A 15867-nucleotide genomic window follows, 5' to 3' on the forward strand; every position below is an offset into this window, starting at 1 on the left:
AAGGACTGACAGTGCCGTTTGTTTCAACACTCCCATCGATCAGACCTGACCCTGATACAAGGCGCGCAGTTTTTCGACCTCGTGGGTAATGCTGTGACGCGCCATGACCCGATCTAGCGCATCTTGGCCTATTCGCTTTCGGTCTTCCGCCGAAACGGACAGGGTGTTGCACATGGCTTCTACCAGAGAGCCAACATCTCCGGCCGGTACCAGCCATCCGGTCTTTTCTGGCTGAACCAGTTCGGGTATGCCGCCAACATAGGTTGATATGACGGGTCGGGCTTGTGCCATCGCTTCCATGATGACCACGGGAAGCCCTTCGATCAGGCTGGGCTGCACCAGAGTGTGGCAGTTTAGAATCTCGTCCCGAACCTGCTCTGAAGAGATCCAGCCCGTGATCCGCACCGCGTCTCCAAGACCCAGTGCTGCGATTTTATGTTCGATGGGCGCGCGAAGTTCACCATCCCCAGCCAATACCAGCCGCGCCTGAGGATGCAGTTTCAGAACTTTAGCGAAGGCATCAAGCAAAATCAGATGGGCTTTCTCGGGGCTGAGACGGCCAATGCACAACAGGACAGGATCGTCGACCACTTTGATCAAGGCAGGATCGGCAAAGGCGTCAGATTCCAATCCGCAATGAACAACTTTGAGTTTTGACCAGTCTTCGGACGCGACATGGCGCATCAACTGGCTGCGGCTGAAGGCGCTGATCGCAACGGTAAAACGTGCATTTGCGACCTTGCGGTCAAAGGCCAGTTTAGGTGCGTTGTCCGCTTCATCCATGCCGTGGATGGTAAAGCTGTACTCGGGGCCGCCTAATTGGCGGATCAGCAAGGCGACCTCTGCAGGGTTTGTGCCGAAATGTGCATGCAGGTGCGAGACCGGGTTTTCGTCCAGCCAGAGTTTGATCTGGCAGGCATGGGCGAGATAGATCAGGTGATAAGGCCAAGGGCGCATCGCGTTGCGCGACATGGACAGCGCAGAATTCAAAGCACGCCAGAACGGCCGGGGATTGCGTAGGGCATACTTGATTGCGGTCAGCAGCAACGTGCCTGCGCCATTTCCTAACGTGTAGCGCGTTTTATGGCGCTCGGTTTCGTCCTGAGGGTCGGCGACTTCGGCATCCCAGCCGCGAAAGGCAAAACGCTCGACTTCAACGCCTTGCTTTTCGAGTTCGTTAATTTCACGCCGAATGAAGGTGTGACTTACTTTTGGATATTGGTTTGTCAGATAGGCCACACGCATTTGAAACACCTTAACACTAACTCTTCAAAGCCGCTGCTTGGAGCCGGGGGAATAAGACCGAGTTCAGATCATCATTCTGTGGCGGCATAAGGGCAGAATGCTGAATTTTGAGATATGATCCAGATTCCACCGTACCGAAATAGGCTATTTGTATTCGATAATCCCCGCTGGTTTCCCGCGCCATTGTCTGAGTTGATATTCCAGAACGCCCATGGCCTCAGGGAAATTGCCCAGCACGAGAAAGAACGCATACTCCCACGCGGTTCTGTTTCCAGGGTTCTGGCGCAAAGCGATGCGCAACACCTGAAGGGGATAGAGCCCAAATCCCAGCAGTGCCCAGGGCGATATCAAAGCAGCCGCCAGCAATAACGCCAGGGGGAGCACTACCCCCCAGGCCAGAATGCGTTTGACCGCTCGGACGCTGTGGCGCTCCGGAGGGGCGCCATGCAGTGCGGCGCCTTCGGCAAACGCATGGCCGCTACGTCGGGCCCGTTTCCACCATTGGCTCAGCCGGGTCATATCTGCATCGTGCAGCGTCATCTCTTCATCCAATCGCCAGACTCGCCATCCTTCGGCCCGCAACCGCACGCAAAGCTCTGGCTCTTCTCCAGCGATCATGGTGTCGCGGTAGCCACCGACCTGGCTCAGGGCTTCTACACGCATCATCGCGTCCCCGCCGCAGGCATCGGATTGGCCCACTGGGGTGTCCCATTCCATATCGCAAAGCCGATTATACACCGTGCCATCAGGAAACCGCTCGCGCCGTCGACCGCAGACCACGGCGGTTCTGGGATTTTCTGTCAGAAATTGCGCGGCGGATTGGAACCACCCTGGCTGAACGACACAATCTCCATCGACGAACTGAACGAAATGGATGTTCTTATCAGCGATTAATGTGCGAAACCCGGTGTTACGCGCGCGCGCAGCTGTAAAGGGCTGATCCAGATCGAGCTCAACCACCTCAGCACCAGCTTTTTGTGCGTTTGCGAGGCTGTCATCGGTCGATCCCGAATCAACATAGACGATTTTTCCGATATTTACGGGAATCGAATCTAGGCAGGACACCAATCTGCTGCCTTCATTTCGCCCGATTACGACGGCACCAATGCCTGAAATCTCATCCATAGCGTCTCCGGACGTAGGGAAAATCAAATAAAATCGGCGTGTTTGTGCCCATATGGCAAAAAATTGCGCTGCAAATTGCTTGTCGTCAACGTTGTGCCGATCCTTAACTTGCACTGTCAAGCAAATTGAAACAGTTCAGGGTTAAGGATTGCGGTTGTACCGCAGTATGATGGGCGAGCAGTAACTATGTGGAATCATTGGGGCATTAGCGCCACGCAGCGACTTGAGTGCGCGCTTGGAATATTGTGCCTGAATGGTCGTCCAGAAGGCCTGAGAAAGGGCTTCAAACACAGTACGCATGTTGTTCCTAGTATGTGGGCGAAGACCGCGGCAGCTGTCGCCCGACATAGTTTTGCCGCACTTGAGCCTCGCTGAGGCCAGCAAGTGGAAACAATCATCCCGAAACATCGGGATTTGAGCAAACGGGCGTAGCTATGAGTCTGAACGCAGAATATTTCACCCTGAACTCGGGATATACCGGGCTGGCGGATGTCGATTTTGATGCAGAGCCATCGGCGACATCGACGGTCGATGCCTTGGACATCCAGCGGATGCGCGGAGCATTCTGGGAGGGTGGTGCGAAGAACTACTTCGCGGCGCGCTATTTCGGTGATCTCAACGTGATCGAAGCTGGCCGGTACACATTTTATCTGAAATCCGACAGCAACGCGATGCTCTATATCAACGGTGAGTTGGTTGCTGAAAACGCCGGTGGACGGGGTGGTCGCAACAGCGAGTTTACCTTGGATCTGGATGCTGGCGCTCATGACATCGAGATTCGGTATTTCGATGGCCGCGGACGGTCGACCCTACAGCTGGATTGGAAAGGCCCTGACAGTGATGGGAAGCGCGAGACCATCACTGGCGATGCGCTGTCGAAGGGCGAGAAACCCGTAGACGGGGATCAGACCGATGGCGATGCGGGCGACAATGGTGACACAGATAGTGGCGACCAAGGTACGGGTGACGACACGGGCGACCAGGATACCGGCACTGATACCGGCGACCAAGACGCAGGCGATGATACGGATACCGATACCGGTGACCAAGGCGCAGGCGACGACACGGGTACCGACACCGGTGACCAAGATGCGGGCGACGACACGGACACTGATGTCGGCGACCAAGACGCAGGTGACGATACAGGCACTGACACCGGCGACCAAGGCGCGGGCGACGACGCAGACACCGATAACGGCGACCACGATACTGGCGATGATGGCCACACTGGCGACGGTGATCAAGATACAGATACCGGAACCCAGACGGGGCGTCAGGGGCTGCGGGGCGAATACTTTGTTTTGCCCGACTTCATCAGCAACCTGAACGAAGTTGATTTTGATGCAACGCCCGACGGAGAAGGATCCGTCGAAAGCCTGAGTTTCATGGGAGGGCAGGACCCATTCTGGGAAGGCGGCCCAAACGATTTGTTTGCGGCGCGATATGCAGGCCAACTCAACGTGCAAGAGGCCGGGACGTATACGATCTATCTGACATCGGATGACGGTTCGGTTCTGTATATCGATGGCGAGCCTGTAATCGACAATGATGGATTGCATGGGACGCTTGAGCAGCGCGTGTCGCTGGACCTGTCGGCCGGTGTGCACGACATCGAAATCCGCTATTTCGAAGCCTATGGTGAAGCGACACTCCAACTGGAATGGGTCGGTCCGGACAGCGATGGCCAGCGCGAAGTGATTGGTGGCGAAGCGCTGGGTTACCCTGAAAGCACCAGCGATGACGGAGATTCCGACAGCGTTGACCACGGCGCAGGTGATGATGACGACGCTGACAGTGGTGACCAAGATGCGGGCGATGATGACCACACTGGTGATGGTGACCACAGCACGGGCGATGACGATTCCGATTCTAGCGATGGCACGGGCGCAGGTCGCCAGGGTTTGCTGGGCCAGTATTTCCTACTTTCAAAGTCGGTAGGTAGCATTCAAGAGATCGATTTTGAGGCGACACCTTATGGAACGGGTGCGGTGGAAAACCTGAGCTTCATGAATGGTCAAGAACCGTTTTGGGAAGGTGGCCCGGGCGACTTGTTTGCAGTACGTTACTCGGGCAACCTGAATGTGCAGAAGGCGGGGACCTATACGTTCTACCTGAACTCGGATGATGGCTCAGCGCTTTATATCAATGGTGAGCCTGTGATCGACAATGATGGCTTGCATGCAACACTTGAACAGCGCGTAACATTGGACCTGCCGGCAGGTTCGCATGACATCGAAATCCGTTATTTTGAAGCTTATGGCGATGCGACACTTCAGTTGGAGTGGGCTGGTCCAGATAGCGATGGTCGCCGCGAAGTGATCGGTGGCGACTCGTTGAGCTATTCCGAAAGCACGAGTGATGATGATGGCCACACCGGTGGCGATCATGGCACGGATGATGGCGATCAGACCGGCGGCGATGACGACCAAAGCTCGGGCGATGACGGCCACACCGGCGGAGACCATGGTACGGATGATGGCGATCAGACCGGTGGCGATGATGACCAAAGCTCGGGCGATGACGGCCACACGGGCGGAGATCATGGCACGGATGATGGCGATCAGACCGGTGGCGATGATGACCAAAGCTCGGGCGATGACGGCCACACCGGCGGAGATCATGGTACGGATGATGGCGATCAGACCGGTGGCGATGACGATCAAAGCTCGGGCGATGACGGCCACACCGGCGGAGATCATGGCACGGATGATGGCGACCACACTGGTGGCGACGACCAAAGCTCGGGTGATGACAGCCACACCGGCGGTGGCTCGCATGGTGGTCATAGCGACGGATACATTCCACCACCTACAAGCCCTGATGAGGTTGACGACTACGTAGCCGCAGTGATGGCACAGCCCGATGCGCATCCACATGGCGGGGATGAAAGCCGCGCGGTTGAGCATGTGGCGCTCATGGATCTCGTACCGCGTTCGGAGGCCACCCATGTTGCGATCAGCGACGGTGACTGGTTCGACCCGAATACCTGGCATGAAGGCCGGATTCCGGATGCGGGTGCTCAGGTACTGATTCCAGAAGGTATCTCGGTAGTCTATGCCGGAGAAAGTGAAGAGTCCCTTTTCACCGTACGTGTGGATGGCGAGCTTTCCTTTGCGCATGACGCAGACTCGAAGATCCTGGTTGACACCATGGTTGTTTCCGGGACGGGTCGTCTGGAGATCGGAACCGAAGAAAATCCGATTGCCGACAATGTGGATGTTGAGATCGTTATTGCCAACAATGGTGATATCGATGTCGGCTGGGATCCGATGCTGTTGTCCCGTGGCGTAATCTCGCACGGACAGGTCGAGATTCATGGCGCTGAAAAAACCAGCTTCCTGACGGTTGATGATGCGCCGATGGCTGGCGATACTGAAATCACGCTGAGTGATATTCCCGAAGGCTGGCAGGTTGGCGATAGCATCGTTTTGACGGGTACACACAAGGAAGGCTGGTACTGGGATCAGGCGGCTGGATCGGTAATTCATCACGAAAGCCAAGATGAAGAAGTCGTTATCACTGGCATCAGTGGAAATACGATCACTATTGATCGCCCGTTGGAACACGACCACGATACGCCGCGTGACGATCTATCCGCTTATGTTGCGAACACTTCGCGCAATATCACGTTCTCCAGTGAGGATGGCGAAGCTACTGCTGTTCACCACCGCGGGCATACGATGTTCATGCACTCGGATGATGTGGATGTACGCTATGCCGCCTTTGACGATCTGGGACGGACCGATAAGTCGGAGCCGGCGTTCAGTATCGACTCGATTGGCACTGTACAGCCAGATTCGAACGTTCAGGGCCGCTACTCTTTCCACTTCCATCGGACCGGGATCGAAGATCGGGATGATCCCGCGATTGCGATTGGTAACTCGGTCAGCGGATCTCCGGGTTGGGGATTTGTGCATCACGATAGCAATGCGACCTTCACGGACAATGTGGCTTGGGATATCTTTGGTGCCGCCTTTGTTGCAGAGGATGGTAATGAGACAGGTGTCTGGTCACGCAATATCGCAATCAGGACCGAAGGCGTGTCCTACGGCGAATCCCAGGTAAAGCTGCAAAGCGATGTTGAGCGGCATGACAATGGGCGGACCGGCGAAGGCTTCTTCTTCGCTGGGCGTCTGGTTGAAGCCTCAGATAACGTGGCGGCAAATACCACGCATGGATTTGTCTGGATGACTCGCGGCCAGCTACGTGACCCGCTCGGTGAAAACCTGGATCAGCCGGAGATTGCGTATGGCGATGAGTATATGCGCATCGACCAAGCACCGATCCAAGGGTTCGAGAACAATGAGGCATTCGGCACCGAAGTTGGCCTAATTGTGATCAAAGATAATCCGAACCAGAACCATGATGTCCGATCAGTCATGGATGGCTTTACGAACTGGGAGACTACTTATGGTGTGGATATTTCCTACACTTCGCACTACACGTTGATCGATTTCGATCTCTTGGCCACTCAACAGCCTGGCCAATATCCTGAAATCGGTTTCCGACTGGGCGGGAACGCATTCGATATCGTCTCTAACGGTATGACTATCGACGGCTTTGTAACCGGAGCGCATCTGGACCAAGCGTTCCACTTCGGCTCGAATGGCGAAGACTATGACGATGTCTTCATCGATCTGGTCATGGCAAACAACGGGACCAACATTGTCGGGTTCAACGGGGATCGCCATTCGATCCTGAATTCCGATGACCTGGTCGAAGGTCGCCTTGGCTTTGTTCTGGAATCGGATACCGTAATCTCTGAAGGAGAAACCTTCTATCTCAGCGGTACAAAAACAGATTCGATCGGCAGCCGGGATCGTGACTTCGCGGGTGATCAGCAAATCTTATGGTGGCACGATGATATCGCTAAGTTCATTGCAAACGAGGGATACTACAAAACTGAATCGGGCGAGAATGTTCTGTTGCTAGAAGACTTCGTAGCAGATCGTGCGACCGGTGAGCTTCATAAGATGACCCACATCATCACGCTCGATATGACGGATCAGCAGATCGCGAATTCCTGGTCCATCAATCATTGGGGCGGCGCGCAGTATAACGGCGTCGTGTCGTTCGACAATGTGAACCCCACTGCACAGGATGACTTGGCATCAACGAATGCTGGTATGGCGGTCTTGATCGACGTTCTGTCGAATGACTCGCATGCTGGTGGCGATGACCTGCGCGTCGATGGCCTGTCCACGACACCGAACGGCAATGTTTATGTTCAGGATGACGGGCAGTTGCTTTACGTCCCGAACCCGGATTTTGTCGGAGTTGATACATTCGACTATTGGGCCGGCGATGATGATGGGGACTTTACCCGCGCGACCGTTACTGTCGAGGTCTTCGATATGTAATTGAGGAAGAGCCCGGTGCACGATTTCAACCGGGCTTTTCAAAGCTTGTATCAGGCAAAATAATAACGGGCTCTGGTTTCTCAGGGCCCGTTTTTTGAGGTTCAACGTTTGTACTGAGGTTTTTCTGTCCTCGAAGCAGAGGCCATACGGGGTGAAACTGCAATTCTTGGTCGCAAAACTCGAATGGCGACGATGGCAAGAAATGCAACTATTCCGGTAGCAGAATAGATCACCAAAGCGACCCACACACCAAAGCCCATCGCTAGTGCGGTGATACCCGCCAGCAAAGCAAAGCAAATGGCAATTCCCAGTGCCCCAACCACGTAGTTACCTGCGCTCCGGCCTTTGAAACATGTCTATCTTAAGTAGATGCACCTACCTTGACCACGAACAGAGTCAAGTTGGATGGGTCTTCATACGCGCAATGAACCGCCGGTGAGCGGCGAGTCTTTGCCGTTCCTGTCCTTGTTCAGCTCCGTCCACGCTTTGTCAAAAGACTGAGGCGATGATCAACGTATAGTAGAATCTCAACTTCTCCCTCGGTTCGAGCAAACGGCCCCTTGTGATCTATACATCAACGATACGGCACGAGATTGAATTCGGGCTTTGCCTTGGTTTGAACCAGATTGTTTATTACCAGCGTATGAAAGCTGCCGTCGCTTTTGCAACATGACTGGTTTTTTGGGTTCAATATGTTCTGAATTGTTCGATTTATCAGTAACATCACAACAAGAGTGTTTTGTATTTGTTTGTCTCACCGAAGGGAATTTCCGGCTTCGACGCCGCCGCCATCGGATCATTGAGAAAGGGTTGAATAATGAAGGTGGAATTGACGCCGCTGGCCGGGCTTGTGATCCTGACGCCTGATCGCTTCGCCGATGAGCGCGGGTTCTTCAGCGAAAGCTGGAATTCTGCGCGACTGCGCGAACATGGAATCAATGTGGATTTTGTGCAGGACAATCATTCACTGTCACGCCAGTCGGGTACGGTGCGCGGCCTTCATTTTCAATCGCCACCTCATGCACAGGACAAGCTGGTTCGGTGCAGCCGGGGAAGGTTGTTCGATGTCGCCGTCGATATCCGAAAGGGAAGCCCGACATATGGTCAGTGGTTCGGGGTCGAGCTGAGTGCAGAAAACGGGCGCCAGATGCTGGTGCCACAGGGATTCCTGCATGGGTTTGCCACATGCGAACCGGATACGGAAATCTGTTACAAGTGCAGTGACTACTATGCGCCTGAGTGCGATGGTACGGTTCGGTTTGATGACCCCGAGATCGGGATCGATTGGAACCTCGGTGGACCTGCGATCTTGTCGGCGAAGGACGAAAGTGCGCAGCGTTTTGCGGAGTTCAAAAGCCCCTTCGCGTGGGAAGGATAAGTTATGAAGTTGTTGGTTACCGGTGGGGCCGGATTCATCGGGTCTGCAGTGGTGCGGTTGGCCATAGCGCGTGGGCACGAGGTGGTGAACATAGACGCTCTGACCTACGCGGCATGTCTTGAGAATGTGGCCAGCGTTGCCGATGACCCGAGGTACAGTTTCATTCACGCCGATATCCGGGATCGCAGTGCCATGGATAAAGCGTTTGAAACGCACCAGCCCGACGTAATCATGCATCTCGCGGCGGAAAGCCATGTGGACCGATCCATCGATGGCCCCGGAACTTTCATCGATTCCAATATCTCTGGCACTTACACATTGTTGGAAGCTGCTCGGAAATACTGGATCGCCCGTGGCAAACCTGAAGGGTTCCGGTTCCATCATATCTCGACGGATGAGGTGTTTGGCAGTCTTGGTCCGCAAGGGCTGTTCACGGAAGATACCCCTTATGATCCCCGCAGTCCCTATTCTGCCTCCAAAGCGGCGTCGGACCATCTGGTACGTGCCTGGCATGAGACATATGGTTTGCCCATCGTGCTGACGAATTGCAGCAACAATTACGGGCCTTATCATTTTCCTGAGAAGCTGATCCCGGTGGTGATCCTGAACGCCTTGGCGGGTAAAGCGCTACCAATCTATGGCACTGGCTCGAATGTGCGTGACTGGCTCTATGTCGAAGATCACGCGGATGCGTTGCTGCTGGTGGCCGACAGGGGGCAGAACGGTCGATCCTACAATATTGGCGGCAATAACGAACGCTCTAATCTTGAGCTGGTGCGTGGCCTGTGCGCCATCCTGGATGAGTTGCGTCCCAAACCGCAAGGCAGCTATGCTGAGCAGATTACGTTTGTGCCTGACCGGCCCGGTCATGATGCGCGTTATGCAATCGATGCGTCTCGGATCTGCGATGAACTGGGCTGGAGCCCGTCCGTAACGCTTGAAGAAGGGCTGCGCCGAACGGTCGAGTGGTATCTTGCCAACGAAGAATGGTGGCAGGCGCTACTGGACCGGCACAATGTCAGCGGCAGGTTGGGGGTCGCGACGTGATTTTGGTCTTTGGCAGCTCTGGTCAGCTGGCATGCGAACTGGCGACGTTGTCAGAGGTCGAATGTGTGTCGCGGTCTAATGCCGACCTGACGAATCCCGATGCATGTTCTGGAATTATCGCAGATAGAAAACCCACCGCGGTGATCAACGCGGCCGCATATACGGCCGTGGACCGGGCAGAAGAGGAAGAGGAGCTTGCCACCACAATCAACGCCGCCGCGCCAGGGGCGATGGCAGGTGCATGCGCTGTGCTGGGCATTCCTTTTGTCACGATCTCGACGGACTATGTTTTTGACGGCAGCGGGCAAAAACCCTGGAACCCGGCTGATCCAGTCAATCCTCTTGCGGCCTATGGGCGATCTAAGCTGGCCGGTGAGCGGGCGGTCGCTGCAACAAACGCTCAGGCCACAGTTTTACGTACGTCCTGGGTGGTGTCATCGCATGGGAACAACTTCGTCAAGACCATGCTGCGCTTGGGAGAGGCGCGCGACCACTTGGCGGTGGTTGCAGATCAGATCGGTGGTCCAACTCCGGCACAGGATCTGGCACAGGCTTGCCACCAGATCGCATGTCAAATGCGTGCAGATCCTCAAAAACGTGGCCTTTATCACTACGCAGGATATCCCTCAGTCAGCTGGGCTGATTTTGCGCGCGAGATTTTTGATCAGGCGCAACTCGATTGTGATGTGATTGATATCCCTAGCGCTGATTACCCCACACCGGCGCGCCGCCCCTTGAATTCGCGATTGGACTGTGCGGATACTGAGCGGGTTTTTTCCATCAGCCCTCCAGATTGGCGATACGGGCTGGCCGATATTTTGAGTGACCTGAAGGGATAGTACCAGTGACGGAACGCAAAGGGATCATTTTGGCCGGAGGATCGGGCACGCGCCTTTATCCAATCACTGAAGGTGTGTCGAAGCAGCTTTTGCCAATATATGATAAACCGATGGTCTATTATCCGCTCAGCGTTTTGATGTTGGCGGATATCCGTGAGATCTGCATCATCACGACGCCTCAGGATCAAGAGCAGTTTCAGCGCGCACTGGGCGACGGCAGCCAATGGGGCATATCGCTCAGCTATATTGTGCAGCCCAGCCCGGATGGGTTGGCACAAGCCTATATTTTGGCAGATACGTTCTTGAGCGGTGCCCCAAGTGCAATGGTGCTGGGTGATAACATCTTCTTTGGTCACGGTTTGCCCGAGTTGTTGCTGAAGGCCGATCAGTCTGCGTCCGGCGCAACGGTGTTCGGGTATCACGTGAATGATCCGCAGCGTTATGGTGTGGTCGATTTCGATGATCAGGACCGCGTGCGTGCGATCATCGAAAAGCCTGAGTCTCCGCCATCGAATTATGCCGTGACGGGGCTTTACTTCTTGGATGGATCCGCGCCCGAACGTGCACGGAAGGTGGTGCCGTCTGGTCGGGGTGAATTGGAGATCACCAGCCTTCTGGAACAATACCTGGTTGAGGATCAACTCGAACTCATCCGCATGGGTCGTGGATATGCCTGGCTTGATACTGGAACACATGGCAGCCTGCTGGACGCAGGAAATTTCGTCCGCACGCTGCAGGAACGACAGGGGTTGCAGACCGGATGCCCCGAGGAGATTAGCTATCAAAAAGGCTGGATTACGCGCGAACATTTGGCTGAACGGGCCGAAGCGCTCGCGAAAAATGGTTACGGTCAGTACCTTGCCAATCTGATCGCGGGTTGAGCCTGCCCAGCCTTATCCTTGTGGAACGCCGGTTGGCGCATAGTTGGTGACCACATCCCAGACGATTTCCTGCATCAGGCGCGCGGCTTCGGGCCCGGGGTCATCCGCGTCGGTCCCGTCGGCCCGTTTCAACTGATGCGGCAGTCCTACCGGTGATTTCTGGTAGAGCACCGCGTAGTGGGTTAATGCCACCAGATAAGCCCCAAGATCGTTGTAGTGGATGCTATCCTGCGTACCGTCATCGTTTTTGGCAAAAAGGTCCTCGCGGCGCTGGATCGGGCCGACCCCGCCACGGTTTTCAACCTCACGTACGAAACGGGCAAAGACCTGACCGGCCGGGATCACATAGATCGGGTTGGGCATGTCGTCATAGGCCATTGCACGCTGTAGGATTTCCGTCTCCCAATAGCGGTCAAGATCCAGATCCAATCGTTCGAGCCAACCTTCCTGATCGTCCAACGGATGCCAAGTCTCGTAAAGATAAACGCGCGTGTCGGGATTGGCTTTCCAACCGGCCTGTGCCCAGCGATGCAGATAATCGCCGCTGTCCATGTATTTGATTGCATCGCGAATTTCGACCATCTCGGTCAAAACCAGCGCGTCATAATCACCTGTCGCGACGGCCTCATGCGCATCGCGGTACCGAGGATGGTCGTTTTCGACATCGAACCCGTTGATCACCTCATCAGGTTCCCAGTGCGCCTTGAGCGCTGTGCCCCAGCCCAACTGACTGTTATAGCTGTGACCTTTATCAGCAAGCTGTTCGAGCATGAACGGCATGTCGCGAGCAACGAGGCTGTGACCGATGTGGAATACCACCTGAGGCCCGGGCGAAACCTGAACGGGGGTTTGGTAGAGTTCGTTGAATTCCGATTTCTCGATGGGTTTGGGGCTGCCGCATTTGCCAAGGCTGCCGCAGGCGGCAAGCGTTAACAGAAGGCCGGGGGACATAAACCGTTTGAAACTCTTAAACATCACATACCCTGATTCAGAGGTTCATAATTCGGAAGCATCGAACCTGTATTACTTTTCAGATATAGGTTTGCTCGCTGATCCTGACAAAACTATTTTTGACATGGGCGCGGTAATAAATGTGATGTAATTAAGTTGAAGCATCCCCGGGTGCGCAAGGTGCGAATGTCGCCAGAGGGGCGTTATTTGTTGGCAAAGTCGGGGCATTTGCCAATGACCTCATCCTGAAACGCGAAGGTGTGAGCTTGATGACGCTCAATGATATGAGCACTTTGCTTGCAATCGTTCGGGTTCTTGATCATGACCCACCGATTTCTGTGATCAAATCCGAAAAAGTATTCCGTCACCAGGTAGCCCGACGGAATACTTGATCACTGGTTCTTGGGGGGCGTGTCAGTAGCCCGTTGCCCGTACGACAACACCAACGGTTGCGTAGAGAATACCAATGTCGGTTTTTAGGGTCAGGTCTTCGGCATACGACGTGTCGAAGTCGGCACGGCTGGCGAAGGTGCTCGCATTGCGTTCGGATACCTGCCACGAGCCGGTCAAACCCGGGCGTAGCGAGAAATAGGCTTTGCCCGGATACAGAGCACGCTGCTCCGGCATCATCGGGCGCGGACCCACTAAGCTCATCTCACCGATGAGCACGTTCCACAATTGCGGCAGCTCATCGAGGGATGTCTTGCGCAGAATATGACCAAACGACGTGATCCGAGGATCATCCTTGAGCTTCTGAGTCTGTTCCCATTCCAGCCGCGCCAAGGTGTTCTTGGCCAGGTAATCTTCCAGAAGATCATGTGCGTTCGGGACCATGCTGCGCAGCTTCCACATGGTGAAGATACGCCCATCCTTGCCAACACGGCGTTGCCCATAGAACGGGTTGGCGCCATCCGTCGCGACGATTGCTGCAAGCACCAGAACGATGGGCAGCACAATCGGCATCGCGAGCAGCACGATTGCCACATCAAGGACGCGCTTGAACAGGTTTTTGTAAATTCGCGTGGGGTTGGTCGAATTCCGACCCGACTGTCGAACAACTTTCCGGTGACCACGCTTGCCGGGAACACTCGTATCCTGAATAGTCATTTTTTTAACTTTCAAACCAAAGCCGAAATATGGCCTCACCTACCTGACACACACCAAGCCATTCAAAACAACGTGACCCAGCAACACTTACATATGTATGAGCATTCGTATCCGGATCAAGCCAGCATGACTGCTCACGATTCATGTTTACACTATCTTAACGAACTCTACAAATGTGCATTGCCACAAAAAAGGTGAATTCTTGTCTTCATAGGTGGTAAGTTTTGTCCGAACTGCCGCATTGTTTCCAGATAGCTGGCTTGCCTCGTGTTATGGTTGATCCAAGCATGCGGGAAACTCGTGCGTTATTCCTCTTGGAGGGCCTGAAATCGCCATAAAGCTGATGAGCACAAAGATTCGGCTGAGTGGTATCCCATGTCAAAGTTCTTGGATCTTTCTTATTTCAGATGCGCTTTTTGCGGATGTTGAGCGGATATTGCGACGCGGAGTGCTTTGAGGTGATTTCTGCTGTGTCAGCAATCTGCTCAGTCCGAAACTGCCTGCAGGTAACGTATCCGGTCAAAGAACCGGCTATCAGCCATGTGATGGGCGTAAGGCCCGAGTTCGGGATAAGATCAATGAGGTTTGCAGCCAACGCGAGGCTCAAACCCGCGGTGGCATAAGGCATCGGCCTTGGAAGTTCTTTTGACATCCAGAAGAACAAAGGGAAAGTTAACAGTCCGAAGCGCGTTATGTACCCGAACCAGCCAAAATGCCCGATGAATGCTACCCATACACCGTCAATTATGACGATGTTCCGACCTGTCTCGGGGTCAAATAGCTCATTTCGGCCATAGCCGCCCCATCCGAGAAACGGTTTTTCTTGTGCGCGCTCCAGAAGAACGTCTTCGTTTGCGATCCGAAAATTGAAGGAGGCGGCACGTTCAGGGTCGATGTTATTCGCGAGCTCTGAAATGTTCTCGATCGGTATCCAACCCAGACTGCGCAGCATGGGGAAGACCAACACAATGACTCCGATTGTGGTTGCCACCCGCATCATGGTGCCGCTGCTTGCCAAAAGAACAAACGGTAGCAACACCAGTGTAATCATCAACGCGCCCAGAGCTTTCACGAGAACCAAGACGATCAGCATCCAGACCAATGCTAGAGACCAGATGAGCGAGTTGGACGCAGCAAGTTTTGAACGCCTCAACATTGCCGCACAGGCAATGGTGGCCACAGAGAAATATATTCCCAACAATAGTCCATGGGTCAAAAAGACGAGTGGCCGAAATCCTCCAGCTCTAATGTGCTGGTCAAAGGCATGTGGGAAGAAGCCGTAGATCCATACATTCAACTGCGGGCTCATGCGGACTTCAAAAAGAGAAGGCAGTGAGTAGAGCAACCCGGCAAGTGCCAGCAGACCAAGCAGTAATCGATGATCTGCTGCTGTTCTAAGATATTTCCAACCTAATACATAAGGTATAATCATCATCAGTGAACCAAGGATGATCGAAAACGCATCATAGATGCGTAATGCCGGTAGGAATACTATTCCGATTTGTACAGGTGCTTGATTGGTCAGAATGGTGCCAAACACGGCTGCACACATAACGACTATCAGGACTAGTATAGTGTTCGTGCCAAACTTGGATATCGAATGTGTAACAGATTTGCCGTCAACTGTGGTTATCTCATGGGTGGAATTTGTTCGCCGACCTTTCAGAGATACAGACAAGACAAGAGCGGTCAACGCAGGCAGAAGCGATTTGTCGATCACCGGTAAGAGCGGCAGGTCCAACTCAACCTCGTTTGGCAGGAGTAGGTAACCGGCAATAATGGTCAGGATGATGGCTTTGTTTCGTTCCAAATTCAGGAACAAGATCAAAGCCACAACTGGGAAAGAATACAGAACGAGATGTGCGAATAGATTTGGCATCGGAGTTCTGTCTTTCGCGAGCTGGTACGCTGCTAGGGCTGGTGGGCGGCTAAAG

At 54.2% G+C, this 15867-nt stretch carries 10 protein-coding genes; 5 read left to right on the top strand and 5 right to left on the bottom strand.

All coding sequences use genetic code 11. The features are described 5' to 3' along the window. Nucleotides 1-39: 39 nt before the first annotated feature. Together ACR0IV_RS12570 and ACR0IV_RS12575 are read right to left on the bottom strand one after the other, a co-directional pair. Nucleotides 40-1245, bottom strand: a complete 1206-nt coding sequence (locus ACR0IV_RS12570; RefSeq protein ID WP_480658954.1) for a glycosyltransferase family 4 protein — start codon at nucleotides 1243-1245, stop codon at nucleotides 40-42. A 144-nt stretch (nucleotides 1246-1389) separates the two neighbouring features. Then, a complete protein-coding gene (locus ACR0IV_RS12575; protein ID WP_480658953.1) occupies nucleotides 1390-2370 on the bottom strand; it encodes a glycosyltransferase family 2 protein in 981 nt (326 codons plus the stop codon). Nucleotides 2371-2804: 434 nt separating this feature from the next. Between ACR0IV_RS12575 and ACR0IV_RS12580 the strand changes: the two genes are divergently transcribed. The 5 genes from ACR0IV_RS12580 to rfbA all read left to right on the top strand — a co-directional run bounded on the left by ACR0IV_RS12580 (nucleotide 2805) and on the right by rfbA (nucleotide 11875). Then, nucleotides 2805-7730 (top strand): PA14 domain-containing protein, encoded by a 4926-nt coding sequence (locus ACR0IV_RS12580; RefSeq protein WP_480658951.1) that lies wholly within the window; start codon nucleotides 2805-2807, stop codon nucleotides 7728-7730. An 817-nt stretch (nucleotides 7731-8547) separates the two neighbouring features. After that, nucleotides 8548-9108, top strand: coding sequence for a dTDP-4-dehydrorhamnose 3,5-epimerase (rfbC, locus tag ACR0IV_RS12585; RefSeq protein ID WP_480658950.1), 561 nt, complete (start codon nucleotides 8548-8550; stop codon nucleotides 9106-9108). Between the two features lie 3 nt (nucleotides 9109-9111). Next, nucleotides 9112-10155: a dTDP-glucose 4,6-dehydratase gene (gene rfbB, locus ACR0IV_RS12590; RefSeq protein ID WP_480658948.1), complete on the top strand. Its 1044-nt coding sequence runs from the start codon at nucleotides 9112-9114 to the stop codon at nucleotides 10153-10155. Continuing rightward, a complete protein-coding gene (gene rfbD, locus ACR0IV_RS12595) occupies nucleotides 10152-10994 on the top strand; it encodes a dTDP-4-dehydrorhamnose reductase (protein WP_480658947.1) in 843 nt (280 codons plus the stop codon). Before rfbB ends, rfbD begins: the two co-directional genes overlap by 4 nt. Nucleotides 10995-10999: 5 nt before the next feature. Beyond that, a complete protein-coding gene (rfbA, locus tag ACR0IV_RS12600) occupies nucleotides 11000-11875 on the top strand; it encodes a glucose-1-phosphate thymidylyltransferase RfbA (RefSeq protein WP_480658945.1) in 876 nt (291 codons plus the stop codon). 12 nt (nucleotides 11876-11887) lie between these two features. Here the strand turns inward: rfbA and ACR0IV_RS12605 are convergent, their stop codons facing one another. The 3 genes from ACR0IV_RS12605 to ACR0IV_RS12615 all read right to left on the bottom strand — a co-directional run bounded on the left by ACR0IV_RS12605 (nucleotide 11888) and on the right by ACR0IV_RS12615 (nucleotide 15812). Then, the gene (locus ACR0IV_RS12605) at nucleotides 11888-12850 is read right to left on the bottom strand and encodes a hypothetical protein (RefSeq protein WP_480658944.1); all 963 of its coding nucleotides are present in this window, start codon (nucleotides 12848-12850) and stop codon (nucleotides 11888-11890) included. 390 nt (nucleotides 12851-13240) lie between these two features. After that, nucleotides 13241-13933 (bottom strand): sugar transferase, encoded by a 693-nt coding sequence (locus ACR0IV_RS12610; protein ID WP_480658943.1) that lies wholly within the window; start codon nucleotides 13931-13933, stop codon nucleotides 13241-13243. A gap of 403 nt (nucleotides 13934-14336) precedes the next feature. Beyond that, nucleotides 14337-15812: a hypothetical protein gene (locus tag ACR0IV_RS12615; protein WP_480658941.1), complete on the bottom strand. Its 1476-nt coding sequence runs from the start codon at nucleotides 15810-15812 to the stop codon at nucleotides 14337-14339. Between the last annotated feature and the right edge of the window lie 55 nt (nucleotides 15813-15867).

The sequence above is a fragment of the Ruegeria sp. C2 genome (genome assembly GCF_056537765.1).